The following is a 15,308-nucleotide window of genomic DNA, read 5'->3' as shown; positions in this document are numbered from 1 at the left end:
AAATTTTATAAAACATATCCGTTATAATGCTTTAACTTTGTTGTTAGATGAAAAGAGTCGCCGTTTTAAGCATAGCAGCATTTTACCTGTTACTCACCACAGGGATGTTTGTGTGCCTGGTACATTGTACCGGCCAAAGCTTAATGGGTAACAAAATGGCTATGCAGGCCGTGGATAATACGACAACTCACCATCATCATAAACACAGTTCCAAAAGCGATGATTGTGATTGCTGCAAAAAGCATGGCAACTATGTGATCAAAGAAAATATAAAACCAGCCAGTGTTGATTCGCAGGCTCCGGTGATAGCTATCATTACCCGGCCATTTCAATCTATCCCCGCTGCTGCACATTACATCGTTTTAAATACATTTAGGCTAAGCTCCGGTAAGGCCCCGCCGGGATTATCGGGCAAAGCGATAGCTATACAACAACGTTCTCTTCAGATCTGATCAATTAAAGTAATCCTATTTTAAAGTGGCCCTATTATGTCTGCTACTTATTTTATCAGGCTATTATTCGTAATTGCCGGGTAATGATTATCAACTAAAAATTAATTACTTTTAATAATAAAAAATCATGAGAACGTTAAAATCATTCATTATACTTTTCACCGCATTCATTACTTATTCAACCGTTAAAGCTCAGGATAAAACAGCCAATACTGCTGTAAACAATGTACTGAGTGCTTACCTGGATGTTAAGAATGCGCTTACTGCCGATAACAACGCGCAAACCAAAGCAAAGGCTAAAGATCTTTTAACTGCCATTGCCGCCGTACCCATGGATAAGTTAACTGCCGATCAGCATAAATTATGGATGACCTATGCCGAAAAACTGGAATTTGACAGCCGCCATATTAGCCAGAGCGATGCCATTGATCATCAGCGTGAACATTTCACCAGTTTATCCAAAAACATGTATGAGGTAACCAAAGGTCTCAAACTGAACACCAGCACCATTTATGAGCAGTATTGCCCCATGAAAAAGGCTACCTGGCTGAGCGAAACCAATGCTATTAAAAATCCATACTACGGCAAGCAAATGCTAACCTGCGGTAAAACAACCGAAACACTGGCACCGGCTGCCAAATAACAAACAGGCTTTTTTATGAAGACTTACCTTTTAATTTGGGTAAATCTGTTCCTGGCGGCTACTGCTTTCGGTCAGCATCATATGTCTATGAAAATGGATCAGAGTGCCGGCGGTAAGCGGGAGCCTTTTTATACCAAAATAGGCAACAGGGAGATTTACCATTTATATATAGGCGATACTACAGTAAACTATACCGGTAAAGCCAGACCCGCCATGGCCATTAACGGATCGATACCGGCACCTACCCTTACCTTTACCGAGGGTGATACCGCCGAGATTTACGTACATAACAACATGATGATGGAAACATCCATCCACTGGCATGGGCTTATACTGCCTAACCGGTACGATGGTGTGTCTTATCTCACCACATCACCGGTAAAGGCTGGCGAAACACATCATTATAAATTTCCACTGGTACAGCATGGCACCTACTGGTATCATTCGCACACCATGACACAGCAGCAAAGCGGCATGTATGGCGCTTTCATCATCCATGAAAAGGAAGCATCACCTATTAAAGATTATACCTTATTGCTGAGCGACTGGACAGATGATAACCCCGAGCAGGTACAGCGTCTGCTGCATAATGCTACCGATTGGTATGCCATACGTAAAGGCAGCATGCAGAGCTATTCCGAAGCTATTAAAGATGGACAGCTTAAAACAAAGCTTACCAACGAATGGAAACGGATGACAGCTATGGATGTGAGCGATGTTTTCTATGATCGCTTCTTCAGCAATGGCAAAGCGGAGAACACCGCACCACAATTTAAAGCCGGCGACCAGGTAAGGCTGCATGTGGTTAACGGCAGTTCCTCAACCTATTTCTGGCTCAATTATGCAGGCGGTAAACTAACCGTAGTAGCCAATGACGGTGAGGATGTAGAACCCGTTAAAGTTGACCGCCTGATCATCGCCACCGCCGAAACCTACGATGTGGTGGTCACTATTCCTAAAGATGGCAGCTACGAGTTTTTAGCTACTCCTGAGGACAGAACCAAATACACCTCACTTTGGCTGGGTTCAGGTACCCAGCATAAAGCCAAACATCTATCTCGCCTTAAATATTTTGAAGGCATGAAAATGATGAATGGGATGATGGATATGCAAGGCAACATGAAGGAGATGGACGGCATGACCATGACCAACCAGGTAATGGATATGAACACGGTGATGTATCCCGAAATAACCGGGGAAGCCGAAAAGCCTGCTGGCCAAAAGAACAAGAAAACCGACAAAATGGGTGGCATGGACATGGGCGATAAAAAAGCCGGTGATAAAGAGATAGGCAGCATGAATATGGGTGACATGGACATGAGCAGCAGCTCCTCAGACATTGTCACCCTGAATTACGGCATGTTACGGTCGACCAAAGTAACCACCCTGCCCGAGGGGCCAACCAAATTGCTCCGGTTTGACCTTACAGGTAACATGAACCGTTACGTGTGGACGATCAACAATAAAACCGTGTCGGAATCAGACAAAATCCTGATCAAAAAGGGTGAGAATGTGCGCATCATTCTGTATAACAACACCATGATGCGCCATCCTATGCACCTGCATGGGCATTACTTCAGAGTATTGAATGGGCAGGGCGATCATTCCCCCTTAAAAAACACATTGGATATTATGCCGATGGAAAGAGATACCATTGAGTTCAGGGCAAGCGAAAGCGGCGACTGGTTTTTCCACTGCCACATCCTTTACCATATGATGAGCGGTATGGGGCGCATCTTCAGCTATGAAAATTCGCCGCCGAATCCCGAGATTCCTGATCCAGCCGCAGCCATCAAAAAGATCTATGCGGATGATCAGCATTTTTACGCATCGGCCAAAATAGGGCTGGAAAGCAATGGCAGCGATGGTACAGCCGCGTTGGCTAACACCCGCTGGAAGTTTTCGACCTTATGGCATCTTGGTTTACATGACCATGATGGTTATGAAAGCGAAACTATGCTGGGCCGTTATTTTGGCCGTATGCAATGGTTGTATGCTTATGGTGGCTTTGATTATCACTACAAGAAAGAAACTGGCGAGCCCGAAAAGAACTTATTTGGTCAGATAAGTAATAAGAATAACCGCAAAACGGTAGTTGCCGGTTTGGCCTACACACTGCCGATGCTGGTGGTAGCCGATGCCCGCATTGATGGCAATGGCAAGCTCAGGTTTCAGTTAAGCCGTGATGACATACCGGTTACCAGCCGCCTGCGTTTTACCATTATGGGTAATACGGATAAGGAATATGCGGCCGGATTCAGGTATATATTCACCCGTAACTTTGCGCTGTCTACCCATTATGACAGTGATATGGGTTGGGGCGGAGGTTTAACGCTTACCTATTAACTAGTTAAAAAAGAGGCTGTATCATCAATCATGATCAGCCTCTTTTTATTTGATTTACCTGGATATTCTAAGGTCTTAGATTACCCAAAAAGTGGGTTTACACTTTTTGGTGTTAACATTTGTTTATATATCTAATAATCAATTAGTTAAATTAAATTTATATGAAAAAAGTGTAAACCATGTAAACCCACTTTTTGCATAAGGTTGAATGGTCATACTTAAGTTCGGCAAACACATCGCTTTATCCAGAACGGCTCGTTAACCTATTAAAAAGACGTATTACATACGTCTTTTTTTTACCCCTTGTTTATATTTTCTTTGTCTTAATAAAATCCAATACCTTTTGAGTTTCTTCCGGATAAACCGCGATGTGGTGATTACGTAACAGGTAAGGCGCACTGGTTTTACCTTGGGAGCCTCCTCCTACCATGATCACATGCGATGATTGCTGCGGCATATGGCAGTTGATACAATAGTTATTAATCATCGCACCTATTTGCGGAGCCATTTTGCAAAAATTGTGCTTGGCTTCGCTATGGCAGCTCAGACATTTTTGGGTAAACATGCCTATATTTTTTTCCTGGTTAACATGCGGATCATGACAGGTATTACAATCCATCTTACTCATGATAAAGCACTTGCTGGCAGGCAATAGCGAGCTCTGATTACCATGCACATCAGGACTTGGGTGATTAGGATCATCAGGCAAAAAAGTCATCTCTTTAAATTTCGACAAGGTATCGCCCATATGAAAACCGTATGATGTACGCAGAAAACCACCTTTAGTCCCGGAATGGCAAACGGCGCAGGCATCCATCTTTTGGCCTCTTGTTAAAGAGGCATAGGTGGTAATGTATTTTGGCTTCTTTTCATCCGGATAAGCGGTATGGTAATTAACATGATTAGCAGCAGGGCCATGGCATCGCTCGCAATCAATACCATATATCAATGATGCTTTATCAAATCCAACCTGCATATGCGCTTGTGGCAGATCGCCGATATAAGACGTATGGCACTCCAGGCATTTACGCAATATAGGCCGTTGAAAATTCACCCGTGTCGGATCATACCCCGGACTATTGGCCCAGCCATGCAAAGCCGTAAAGTAAGATACCGGCAACTCAAACAGTTGACTATCTTTCCAATACAGATAGGTTTGCGCGTTAACCAACCCTACTGTTATTTCAAACTTCTCGGCTTCTGTTTGCTTGTTGTTCATGTATCCAGCCTGGTAAAGGCTATCTCCTCGCTTTTCCATAGCTACATGTAAGCCATTACCATAATCCAGGATGTTAAAACCTTTGGCAAAACTACCTTTGATATTATCGGCCGAGGCAGGGCGCGTAGTTTGAAAATGGGCAGTATGCATATAGGAATTATAAACATCACTATGGCATTTAACACAACTCTCTGAACCGGCAAATAACTGCCCCCGGGGATCGTTTTCGGGAGCGCCGGCATTATAACACTGTGTTAAAATAAAGCTTAATGGGATAAGGGAAATTAAAACAAAAAAGAAGGTCTTTTTTTTAAGCATGTCCTTAATTCACAAATTGGATACGGTGGTTTAATTCTGATTTTATTGGCCGGGGTTAACCGGTAAAATCAACAACAATTTACCTCAATAATTATATAAAACAAATAAAAAAACAAAGGGCCGCCACATTACGCGGCAGCCCCTCTATATAAGCGGTTATATTAATTATAGCCCGGGTTTTGTTTTACCTGGCTGCCATTGGTTGTCTCGTTCAATGGAATAGGTAAAATTTCATTTACACCTGCTTTAAAGCCTTTAAATGCTAAAGCAGTAGGTGCTTGCCCCCAACGTACCAGGTCAAACCAACGGTGGCCTTCGGTAGCTAGCTCTAAACGTCTTTCGTTATAAACATTTTGCAGAGTTGCCGGTACCGATGGTAAACCTACACGGCTGCGCACGGCATCAAGCAAAGTTTGTGCACGAGCGGTGCTGCCACCACCGTTCAGATCGGCCTCAGCTTCCATCAGGTAAGTATCAGCCAAACGGATCTCGATGTAGTCGTTAGGCCAGTTAAGTTCAGTAATACCAGTTGTTACCTTATTGGCGTTTATAGGCGCGTATTTTTGTATAAAGTAACCGGTGTTCTGATAGCTTGGCGAATAGCTTGTTTTAGTAGCCTTGGTTAAACTGTCGATATTTACAATAGTGTAACCATAACGTGGATCACCTTTCATCGCAGTAGCTAACTGTGTAGTAACAGGGCTAAAACCATAACCACCGCTGTAGTAAATTGGACCGGTGTAGCTTCTTGGACCAACCATTTGCACGTACACGTTTGATTTAAACTGATCCCAGTTGCTCCAGGTATAGCTTTGCGTGCCAGAGTGTACTAACTCAAAGATCGATTCGCTATTGAACTTATTTTTAATGCTGAATATATCAACGTAGTTAGCCAGTAGCTTATAATTGTAATTAGTGTTTACATCATTTAATAAACGGGCGGCATCTGACCATTTTTTCTCATACAGGTAAACTTTACCTAGAAGGGCCTTAGCAGCACCTTGAGATACACGGCCATTTTCGGCAGGGGCAATAGTTACCGGTAAGCCGTCAATAGCGGCTAACAGGTCTTTTTCTATCTGCGCATAGGTAGTCTCGGCTGGTACTTGTGGCTGTTGATATACATTATTAAGTGTTAACGTAGATAATATCAAAGGCACATTTTTAAATAATCTAACCAGGTCAAAGTAATAATGCGCACGCAGGAATTGGCCTTCAGCGGTATATCTTTTTAACAGGTCGGCACTCAACCCGGGCACTTTAGGTAATTGTTCCAACAATACGTCGGTACGGTTTACACCCTGAAAGTTGATAGCCCAGAATTGATTCTGCGGACCAATAGTTGGTGATAGGGTATAATTATTAATGGCCTGCCATGCCGGTACATCTGACGAACTACCACCACCTGCATAACAATCGTCTGAGGCTGCATTCAAAGCTCCCAGGGGTGATGAGTACGTATTATCAATACCGCCTGTTTCAGTAACCAAAGGGTCATAAGCTGCCACTACTGCGGTAAGCGCCTCCGCAGGGTTAGCATAATAGTTTGACTGAAGAAACTGTCCTTGTGGCTGTAACTCCAGGAATGATTTTTTACAAGAAGCTAAAGCACCAACACCCAGCAAAACTGCTCCTGTATATAAAATATATTTTGATTTCATGATCAATCTTGTTATTTGTTATTATAAAGTAATGTCTAAACCAGCCATAAATGTGCGTGCCTGAGGATAAATACCCATATCGATACCACCGCTTATTTCAGGATCATAACCTTTATAACCAGTAATGGTTACCAGGTTGTTGCTGCTCAGGAATACCCTAACCTTTTTAACATCTGCCGACTTTAACCAGCTTTGTGGCAAATTGTAACCTAACTGCAAGGTTTTGATGCGGAAGTAAGCACCATTTTGCAGGTAAAAGTTCGACGGATTTTTAAAGTTATTATTAGGGTCGGCATCAGTTAAACGTGGATAGTTGCTGCCTGTATTATCAGGTGTCCATGCGTTTAAGGCCGCTATCGGGTAATTAGCCGAAGCAATATCTAACCTGCGGTAAGCCTGGTAAATTTTATTACCCCAAACACCCTGGCCAAATATTCTGATGTCAAAATTTTTGTAGCTGGCGTTAAAATTCACCCCATAAGTAAAGGTTGGCAACGGATTACCCAGGAATTTACGATCATTTGCCGTTATCTTGCCATCACCATCAACATCTGCCCATTTAAAATCGCCAGGTTTGGCATTAGGCTGAATTAACTGCCCATTTTTGGTATAGGCGTTAATTTCTGCTTGTGAGTGGAACACGCCCAGCTCTTGGAAGCCATAGAACGCGCCAACCGGCTGGCCTACGGCTGTACGGCCAATTTCATAGGTTGAACTTTGCACGGTACCTACCGTAAAGTAGTTAATCTGGTTACCCAGGCTGGTTACCTCGTTGTGGTTATAGGAGATGTTACCACCTAAGTTATATTTAAAATCACCCACATTACCGGTATATCCCAAACTTAACTCCACACCTTTATTTTCCATGTCACCAACGTTAGCATAAGGCTGGCCAACAAAACCGGCATAGGCTGGCAATTGTATTTGCTGCAGCATGCCTTTGGTTAACTTTCTGTAAACATCAAAAGTTACGCTCAGGTTATTAAATAACGTTGCATCGAAGCCAAGATCGGCAGTACGGGTTTCTTCCCATTTCAGGGCCGGGTTAGCCGGAGCATTTGGGCTGTAACCTATAATCAGGTTATCGTTACCAAATACATAGTTACGACCGCTGCCAATAGTTGCGGCATAGGCAAAATCGCCCAGGGCCATTTCGTTACCTACTATACCGTATGAACCACGCACTTTAATAAAGTCAACGAAGGTATTTTTAGGGAACCAATCTTCGCGGGTGATTACATAACCCGCTTCTGCTGATGGGAAGGTACCGTATATATTGTTGGTACCAAATCTTGATGATCCGTCACGGCGGATAATACCAGTAAACAAGTATTTCTGATCGTAATCATAAGTTACCCTTCCAAAATAAGATGCCAGTGTATGCGGTTGAATTTTAGTTGGATCAATACCGGTAGCTATTCTGTTAGTAGCCGGTAAAGCAAAACCAGTAGAAGCGTCAGCAAATGAATTTACGGGTTCGCCTATAAATGTACCACCTAAAACTGATGCTGAATATTTTTGAGCACTGGTACCCACTAAAGCACTTAGGTTATGCTTTCCGAATGAGCGGGTATAGGTGGCCGTGTTATCCCAGTTCCATGTCAGGTTCCGGTCGTTTTCCTGATACTGGGATGTATTTGAAAGATTGCTTGTGCTTGAATTTAAATAGTAAAGAGGTGTAAAACCATCCTGGCCATAATAAGCCTGTTTAGCACCTATCTGTGTACGGATCTTTAAACCTGCAATCGGCTCAATCTCGGCAAATGCATTACCCAAAAGATTGGTAGCATAGGAATAATTACCTAAACGGGTTTGTGCATATGCAAAAGGATTTGTGATTTCCTGTGATACGTAATTGGATATACCATAAGGTAAGCCTTGGGCATTTCTTACAATATAGTTGGCCTGGTTGGTATAGACAGACGCGTTTGGTTGTGCATTAATGTCACTTACGGTTACCGGGGTAAGCGGGTCAAGATTTAAAGCAGAACTAAGCGGGCCGCCAAATACACTATTAGTATTACCTACACTTTTATTACGATTGTAAGAATAAGTAAAGTTTTCTCCTATCGTAAACCATTTTTTTACTTTATAGGAGGTATTGGTTGTAAAGTTAAATTTCTTGTAATCAGAAATATCAGGCATTACAATACCTTTTTGATCCAGGTAGCCAAAAGAAGTATAGTAGGTAGCTTTATCGGTAGCACCACTGATGTTCAAGTTGTGGTTTTGAATCAAAGCATTGTTGCTAAAGATCTCATTCTGCCAGTTGGTACCTGCACCTAATGATCCGGGATTGCTGAATATAGGAGCTTTACCATCATTGATCTGTGCCTGGTTTCTTAATGTAGCGTATTGTGAAGCATCAGGCAGTTTTACTTTGCTCACCGGGCCCTGAAAACCAATATAGCCATTATAGCTAATTACAGCATCACCTTTTTTACCCTTTTTAGTAGTAATGAGGATAACACCATTTGATGACCGTGAACCGTAGATGGCTGCAGACGCATCCTTTAATACCTCCATCGATTCAATATCATTTGGATTCAATAACGTTATGTCATCAACAACAACACCGTCAACAACATATAACGGATCGCTGTTTTGCCTCGAAGTAACACCCCTCACACGTATTTGCGGAGCTGCTCCCGGCTGGCCTGAGCTTTGTACAACGCTTACACCTGTAACACGCCCTCTTAAAGCATCATCAACGCGAGTTACCTGTTGATCTTGTATATCGGCTGCTTTAACGCTGCTGATAGCACCGGTAACGGTAGCTTTCTTTTGGGTACCGTAACCAACTACTACAACCTCATTCAGGTTTTTAACGTTTTCTTCAAGGGTTATGGTGATACTGGTTTGGTTTCCAACAGTTACCTCCTTGTTATTGTAACCAATATAGGCTATTACCAATATAGCGTTAGGGCCGGCCACGTTTAGCTTAAAATTACCATTCAAATCAGTTGATACCCCATTAGTGGTGCCCTTTTCTAAAATGCTGGCTCCGATGATGGGCTCTCCACTTTTGTCAACAACCTTACCGCTTACTGGTGTTGCAGCAACATCTGCTACTGCATTTACCGGAGCAATTTCGGCAGCCGGAGCTGTTTCAGTAATCGCGCCAGCTTTACCCAGTACAATTCTGTCCTGAAGTACCTCGTAACTGATGCCCTTACTTTTTAATACTTCATCAAGTACGTTTTTTAGCGATTCATTTTCCATATTAACGGAAACCCTTTGATTGCCATTGATCGCTGTACTGCTGTATATAAATTTAATTTTATCATTTTTTTGTAAATGACTCAATACATCAACCAGGGTGGTATTGTTTAATGATATACTTATCTTTTTATCAAGTATACCCTGGGCACTCAAAGTATTTGAGTAGGCCATACCACTTAACATGGTTGATATCAGAATTTGAATAAATGTTATCCTCATGATTTGATACCAGGGAATAGGAGTTCGTAAACGAAATTTCATATATTTGTTATGTTTCTTTTTAAAAATGAGACAATTAACGCCCCTCCACCATCTAAAATGGTGTCACTTGATTTGGGCTCATCTAGAACTTAGGAGTGGTCGCAACACTTCTAAGTTTTTTTATTTTACCAGTGTTCGGCTGGATTTATAACTGATTTTTAGGATTTTGTTCTCTCTTTCATTCAATCATGGGTTTGGTTAATAGTTGGTTTATTTAAGTTCGATGGTGTTATTTTTTATTTCGTAATCAATACTTAACGACTTATTAAGCGCCTCCAAAACATCGGGCAGGTTAAAACCGGTAAAATCGGCGTTAAGCATGTAATGGTTTAATTTTTCGTTAACCACAATAATGTGTGTTTTATACCTGGCATTTAGTGCCGGTACAATATCTTTCATCAGCTTATTATCAAATAAAAGGTTCTCATGATTCCATATTTTAAGCGCCCTTTCATCAGATTTGATGATAGGCTTTAAGGTATGATCATACGCAGAGTACACCGCCTTTTGATGTGGATAAAGCATCACATCTCCACTTACTATATTTAACTGCGTGTTATTTATGCTTTGTTTGGTTTTAATACTTACCGACACTTTACCAGTTACAACTGCCACATCAGCTTCACTGCTTTTATCATTATCACGCACACGGAAACTTGTTCCCCATACTTTGGTAATGATAGAATGACTGCTGATAATAAATGGACGCGCCGGATTTTTGGTAACCTCAAAAAAGCATTCGCCCGACATGGATACCATGCGTGCCGATGCTGCAAATACCTTTGGATATTTTAACTGCGCATTTGGATTTAACCAAACCGTTGTGCTATCCGGAAGTCTTGATTTATAAATACGGTGGGAATTATTGGTAATTACAACTATTTCCTGCTGGTTATCTGTAAATGTATCTTTGTTGTCTTTACTTGCTCTGCGATATAAGCCTAATATTATGGCTACCAAAAGCACTGCAGCCACCGAACCGATCCATAACCAGGTATTTCTCTTATTTACTACTGGTATTTCTTCGTCATCTACAGCATCTATATGATCCAGAATACTGTTATATATCTTTTCTTCCAACACTTTTTGCTGAGCGGCATTCAGAGTCGAAGTATAGCCCGCGTCATGATCAAATGATTGGTACCATTGTTTTACCAAGGCAGCCTCAGCGTCTGTGCATTCGCCATTAATATACCTTTCCAGTAATTCAATAGATAGATGTTCTTTCATGAAAAGAAAAAATTCGGTTTATACTATCATTGACGTTTGAGAAAGGCACATCCCTTAGTCTGGATAAAAAAAAATTAAAAAAATTCATTGGTGACCTTATTTATAAAAGAAATTTTAAAATACAGTTGACAAAGTCAACTATATTTATCTATGTTTGTTTCATGGCTACATTCACAAATCCCATAGCTAACATCCGGGCCTTTAACCGATTTTATACCGATATTATTGGTCTGCTCGATAGGCATTTACTACATAGCAGGTACTCCCTGGCCGAAGCACGGATCATTTATGAAATATCCGTAGGCGAAAATTTGCAGGCATCACAGATCATGACGGCTATGCATATTGACAAGAGTTATTTAAGCCGACTGTTAAAAAAATTGGAAAAAGAAGGCCTCATCATTAAAAAACCGTCGGAGCAAGATGCAAGGGCCATGTTCATTTCGTTAACCGCAAAGGGATTAAGGGAATTTAACATCCTTAATAAAGCCTCGGATGAACAGATCAGCGCAATGACCACGGGCTTGAAAGCCTCAGATCAGCAGCAATTAGTTAACCACATGAACGCCATTATGAACATTTTAACAAAAACCGCTATAATTTAATCCAGATGGATACCCCATTAACATTAAACGACATTAAGCTAAGGACCCGCTTACTTCCGGGCGACCTCGGCTATATTGCTTATATACATGGCAAACAATATGCACAAGAGCTGGGCTATGGCTTAAACTTCGAAGTTTATGTATTGGAAGGATTACAAGAATTTGCCCGGCACTATAATCCGGCAAAAGACAGGGTTTGGATATGTGAACATAATGACAAAATCATTGGTTTCCTTATCGGTTTTCATCGTGGAGAGACCGTTCAGTTACGGTACTTTATTTTTTTGCCCGAATATCGTGGCATAGGTCTTGGTAAAAAATTAATGGATGAGTTCATGGCCTATATGCGAGAGATGGGATATAAAGAAGCCTACTTGTGGACTACCAACGAACAACAACCAGCCATTGCTTTATATACAAAATATGGATTTCGTCTTGTTGAAGAAAAAATTTCTCATTCGTTTGACAAAGCTCTTATGGAATTAAGATATGATCTTGTTCTGACAGATTAAATACAAAAGGGAGGGAATTAACGCCTGATTACGCTACCCGGACTGATAGATTTAAAAAGATTGATGAACGGGTTGTTTATCTGAGGCATACGAAAACCGATTGAATACATAACCGTAGCTTGCAAAACCAACACAAATATCAGGTAATGCGTTAGGGTTAAGCGTATCTGCTTGAGGGCCCTCGTCAGATGCTGTTCCACCGTTTTTTCAGATATGCCTAAATAGCTGGCTATTTCCTTATTGCTTTTATGTTCTTTACGGCTTAGTTCAAATACGGAGCGGCATTTATCTGGCAGGTGACTTATTTCTTCGTCAATGGTATATACAAGATCTTTCAACATGATCGAATCTTCGGTTGAATTATCAACTTCAGTATGCACAACTTTAAAAGCTTCTTTATACCTTGAACGCACTAATTCTTTCCGATAAATGTCAATTACATGGTTAGCTATGGCCGAATGCAAGTATGCACCAATAGTAGTGTTGATCTGGAGTACTTGCCTTTTCGTCCAGAGGTTAGTAAATAGTTCTTGCACAACTTCCTCGGCCAACTCCCTGCTTCTTAATCTTTTATATGCCTCATCAAACAACTTTTTCCAGTACCGGGAGTATATCTCGCGGAACGCACCAAGCCTGTCTTGCTTCAGCAATCGTATCAGTTCCTCTTCGGACAGCTCTTCTGTGAAATCAATCATAAACCAGGTAACAGTAGGTTAATAGGATGTAATTAAAACATTAACCAATCAACAAAACTGAAAAAAAAATAACAACCAACCAAGCCTGGATTGTAATAGTTTCGTTTAATTTTCATTTCTCCTCGTAACATTTTAGCTATTAAAAGTTTACAAAGTGTCATTAAAACACTTTGCTGTATAGAAACGGACTTGCAACTACATTATTATTTATATAGCTAACAATAATTAAAAGCAACAAAATTGCTTTTAATTACTACATTTGCCACACCAAACAGACTGAAAGATGAGCACCATACGACCAAAACCCGTTACCATAATTACAGGATTTTTGGGGGCAGGTAAAACCACTTTTCTGAATGGGTTGATAGCCTACAAAAACACCGAAAAACTGGCCGTGATCGAAAACGAGTTTGGTCAGGAAGGAATAGATGGCCAATTGGTTATCTGCGCGGATGACAAGCTATTTGAACTCAGCAATGGGTGTTTATGCTGTACGTTGAATGAAGATTTTTACTCGCTGCTGGAAGTTTTATGGGAAGGACGCGAAGAATTTGATGAACTGGTGATAGAAACCACGGGAATAGCCAATCCCGCATCGGTAGCGGCACCATTTCTTACCAATGCTAATGTACCTTATTATTACAAGCTTAACCGGGTGATATGCCTGGTAGACGCCCATAATATTGAGCAGCAACTACATGAAACCGACGAAGCACGCAATCAGATCAGCTTTAGTGATATTTTACTCATCACTAAAACAGACATGGTAGATATCGAACAACTGGCCCATATCGAAAAACTTTTAAAAGGCATTAACCCGTTGGCTGTTGTATTGTCTGGCTATCGTGATTGCTACCCTTTTACCCAAATTTACGAGGTAACACGCGGAACTGTGGCCGAGGCTAAATCGTCCAAACCCACCAACCGCACCTTTACACTGCAACGCCATCAACATGAAGACCTGGTTTCATTAAGTTTTAACTTCGTCGAACCTTTTGATCTGCAACTGCTATCGCACCGGTTAACCGTTTTTCTGAATTTTCAAGCCAAGGATGTTTACCGGGTAAAAGGTATTTTTAGTATTCACAACCAAACACAAAAAGTCATCATACAATCGGTCATGAATGATCTGGCAGTTGCAACCGGGGATACCTGGACTACTGAAGCCGAGAGAAACAGCCGTATTGTATTTATTGGTAAAAAACTGAACCCTAACGGGTTCGAGAAAATGTTGAGACAATGCTTATACCGACACATTTAAATACATACGGGTACATTACCTGGAATCCAGATCCCAACATTTTTGATTTAGGCTTTTATGCCTTACGCTGGTATTCTTTTTTATTTTTAGGTGGCTTTATACTGAGTTATCTGATCATTAAACATCGCTTTAAGATCGCCTGTATTAACCCGCGCCTGCTTGAGCAGCTTGCTATCTATATAGTAACAGGTACGCTTGTTGGCGCCCGGCTGGGGCATTGCATATTTTATGATTGGGATTACTACCATTCACATCTCATAGAGATAATCTTACCTTTTCAGTTCACGCCTCATTTTAAAATCACAGGCTATCAGGGACTGGCCAGCCATGGTGGTGGCATTGGTATATTTATAGCATTATGGCTTTATCATCATCAATACCACAAGCATATTAATTTATTGTGGGTTATGGATCAACTGGCTTTAGTTGTTCCACTGGCCGGGTGTTTTATCAGACTGGGCAATCTCATGAACTCGGAAATTATCGGTCGGCCAACAGAGCTCAACTGGGCATTCATTTTTGTGCGGGATGATGGCATTCCCAGGCATCCGGCGCAGCTTTATGAAGCCTTGGCATACGTTGGTATTTTTATTATTTTGAACTTACTGGCCAAATATAGGCCATCAAAAAATGGCTTTCTGCTCGGTTTATTTTTGACATTGGTATTTACCGCGAGGTTCTTGTTAGAAGGGCTTAAGGAAGACCAGGCAGCCTTTGAAGCTCATATGTCATTAAACATGGGCCAATTATTAAGCATTCCTTTTGTTGTGGCCGGCATTATCCTAATGATTGTTAAAAGCGGAAAGCGTACCAAAATACCTGATGAAATAAAAACGGCATAAACAAAAAAGGGTTACCTGTATATACAAGTAACCCTTTTTTA

Annotated in this window: 12 protein-coding genes; 7 read left to right on the top strand and 5 right to left on the bottom strand. The window is 41.3% G+C overall.

The window, feature by feature from the left end:
- Positions 1-47 precede the first annotated feature (47 nt).
- The 3 genes from ACTJKG_RS24090 (at position 48) to ACTJKG_RS24080 (ending at position 3,441) form a co-directional block, all read left to right on the top strand.
- Complete coding sequence (locus tag ACTJKG_RS24090; protein WP_440740616.1) at positions 48-452, top strand: hypothetical protein; 405 nt, start codon at positions 48-50, stop codon at positions 450-452.
- Positions 453-579: 127 nt separating this feature from the next.
- Positions 580-1,095 carry a DUF3347 domain-containing protein gene (locus ACTJKG_RS24085; protein WP_440740615.1) on the top strand — a complete coding sequence of 172 codons (516 nt, stop codon included), beginning with the start codon at positions 580-582 and terminating at the stop codon, positions 1,093-1,095.
- Positions 1,096-1,110: 15 nt separating this feature from the next.
- A complete protein-coding gene (locus tag ACTJKG_RS24080) occupies positions 1,111-3,441 on the top strand; it encodes a multicopper oxidase domain-containing protein (protein ID WP_440740614.1) in 2,331 nt (776 codons plus the stop codon).
- Between the two features lie 307 nt (positions 3,442-3,748).
- Here ACTJKG_RS24080 and ACTJKG_RS24075 read toward each other — a convergent pair whose 3' ends face one another.
- The 4 genes from ACTJKG_RS24075 to ACTJKG_RS24060 form a co-directional block, all read right to left on the bottom strand.
- A complete protein-coding gene (locus ACTJKG_RS24075) occupies positions 3,749-4,810 on the bottom strand; it encodes a multiheme c-type cytochrome (RefSeq protein ID WP_440740613.1) in 1,062 nt (353 codons plus the stop codon).
- Between the two features lie 329 nt (positions 4,811-5,139).
- Complete coding sequence (locus ACTJKG_RS24070) at positions 5,140-6,639, bottom strand: RagB/SusD family nutrient uptake outer membrane protein (RefSeq protein WP_440740612.1); 1,500 nt, start codon at positions 6,637-6,639, stop codon at positions 5,140-5,142.
- Positions 6,640-6,660: 21 nt separating this feature from the next.
- Positions 6,661-10,080 carry a TonB-dependent receptor gene (locus ACTJKG_RS24065; protein WP_440740611.1) on the bottom strand — a complete coding sequence of 1,140 codons (3,420 nt, stop codon included), beginning with the start codon at positions 10,078-10,080 and terminating at the stop codon, positions 6,661-6,663.
- Between the two features lie 252 nt (positions 10,081-10,332).
- Positions 10,333-11,352: a FecR family protein gene (locus tag ACTJKG_RS24060; protein ID WP_440740610.1), complete on the bottom strand. Its 1,020-nt coding sequence runs from the start codon at positions 11,350-11,352 to the stop codon at positions 10,333-10,335.
- A gap of 161 nt (positions 11,353-11,513) precedes the next feature.
- On the opposite strand from ACTJKG_RS24060, the gene ACTJKG_RS24055 reads away from it, so the two are divergent.
- Complete coding sequence (locus tag ACTJKG_RS24055) at positions 11,514-11,957, top strand: MarR family winged helix-turn-helix transcriptional regulator (RefSeq protein ID WP_172337800.1); 444 nt, start codon at positions 11,514-11,516, stop codon at positions 11,955-11,957.
- Between the two features lie 5 nt (positions 11,958-11,962).
- Complete coding sequence (locus tag ACTJKG_RS24050; protein WP_172337801.1) at positions 11,963-12,469, top strand: GNAT family N-acetyltransferase; 507 nt, start codon at positions 11,963-11,965, stop codon at positions 12,467-12,469.
- 17 nt (positions 12,470-12,486) lie between these two features.
- On the opposite strand, the gene ACTJKG_RS24045 is transcribed toward ACTJKG_RS24050, so the two are convergent.
- The gene (locus ACTJKG_RS24045) at positions 12,487-13,164 is read right to left on the bottom strand and encodes an RNA polymerase sigma factor (protein ID WP_172337802.1); all 678 of its coding nucleotides are present in this window, start codon (positions 13,162-13,164) and stop codon (positions 12,487-12,489) included.
- A 283-nt stretch (positions 13,165-13,447) separates the two neighbouring features.
- Here ACTJKG_RS24045 and ACTJKG_RS24040 point away from each other — a divergent pair, with 283 nt between their 5' ends.
- Both ACTJKG_RS24040 and lgt read left to right on the top strand, forming a co-directional pair.
- Positions 13,448-14,425, top strand: coding sequence for a CobW family GTP-binding protein (locus ACTJKG_RS24040; protein ID WP_440740609.1), 978 nt, complete (start codon positions 13,448-13,450; stop codon positions 14,423-14,425).
- Entirely contained in the window at positions 14,404-15,267 is an 864-nt protein-coding gene (gene lgt, locus ACTJKG_RS24035; RefSeq protein WP_172337804.1) for a prolipoprotein diacylglyceryl transferase, read from the top strand. The genes ACTJKG_RS24040 and lgt overlap by 22 nt, the downstream gene beginning before the upstream one ends.
- Positions 15,268-15,308 lie beyond the last annotated feature (41 nt).

The organism is Mucilaginibacter sp. 22184, assembly GCF_052045695.1.
Lineage (GTDB): Bacteria > Bacteroidota > Bacteroidia > Sphingobacteriales > Sphingobacteriaceae > Mucilaginibacter.
The sequence above is the reverse complement of the archived record's forward strand: the minus strand, read 5'-3'. Positions and strand labels throughout refer to the sequence as shown.

What these genes read in the sequence shown, in the direction of transcription:
- ACTJKG_RS24090 (WP_440740616.1), top strand. Translation starts at nt 48, where the DNA reads ATGAAAAGAGTCGCCGTTTTAAGCATAGCAGCATTTTACCTGTTACTC.
- ACTJKG_RS24085 (WP_440740615.1), top strand. Translation starts at nt 580, where the DNA reads ATGAGAACGTTAAAATCATTCATTATACTTTTCACCGCATTCATTACT.
- ACTJKG_RS24080 (WP_440740614.1), top strand. Translation starts at nt 1,111, where the DNA reads ATGAAGACTTACCTTTTAATTTGGGTAAATCTGTTCCTGGCGGCTACT.
- ACTJKG_RS24075 (WP_440740613.1), bottom strand. Translation starts at nt 4,810, where the DNA reads ATGCATACTGCCCATTTTCAAACTACGCGCCCTGCCTCGGCCGATAAT.
- ACTJKG_RS24070 (WP_440740612.1), bottom strand. Translation starts at nt 6,639, where the DNA reads ATGAAATCAAAATATATTTTATATACAGGAGCAGTTTTGCTGGGTGTT.
- ACTJKG_RS24065 (WP_440740611.1), bottom strand. Translation starts at nt 10,080, where the DNA reads ATGAGGATAACATTTATTCAAATTCTGATATCAACCATGTTAAGTGGT.
- ACTJKG_RS24060 (WP_440740610.1), bottom strand. Translation starts at nt 11,352, where the DNA reads ATGAAAGAACATCTATCTATTGAATTACTGGAAAGGTATATTAATGGC.
- ACTJKG_RS24055 (WP_172337800.1), top strand. Translation starts at nt 11,514, where the DNA reads ATGGCTACATTCACAAATCCCATAGCTAACATCCGGGCCTTTAACCGA.
- ACTJKG_RS24050 (WP_172337801.1), top strand. Translation starts at nt 11,963, where the DNA reads ATGGATACCCCATTAACATTAAACGACATTAAGCTAAGGACCCGCTTA.
- ACTJKG_RS24045 (WP_172337802.1), bottom strand. Translation starts at nt 13,164, where the DNA reads ATGATTGATTTCACAGAAGAGCTGTCCGAAGAGGAACTGATACGATTG.
- ACTJKG_RS24040 (WP_440740609.1), top strand. Translation starts at nt 13,448, where the DNA reads ATGAGCACCATACGACCAAAACCCGTTACCATAATTACAGGATTTTTG.
- lgt (WP_172337804.1), top strand. Translation starts at nt 14,404, where the DNA reads ATGCTTATACCGACACATTTAAATACATACGGGTACATTACCTGGAAT.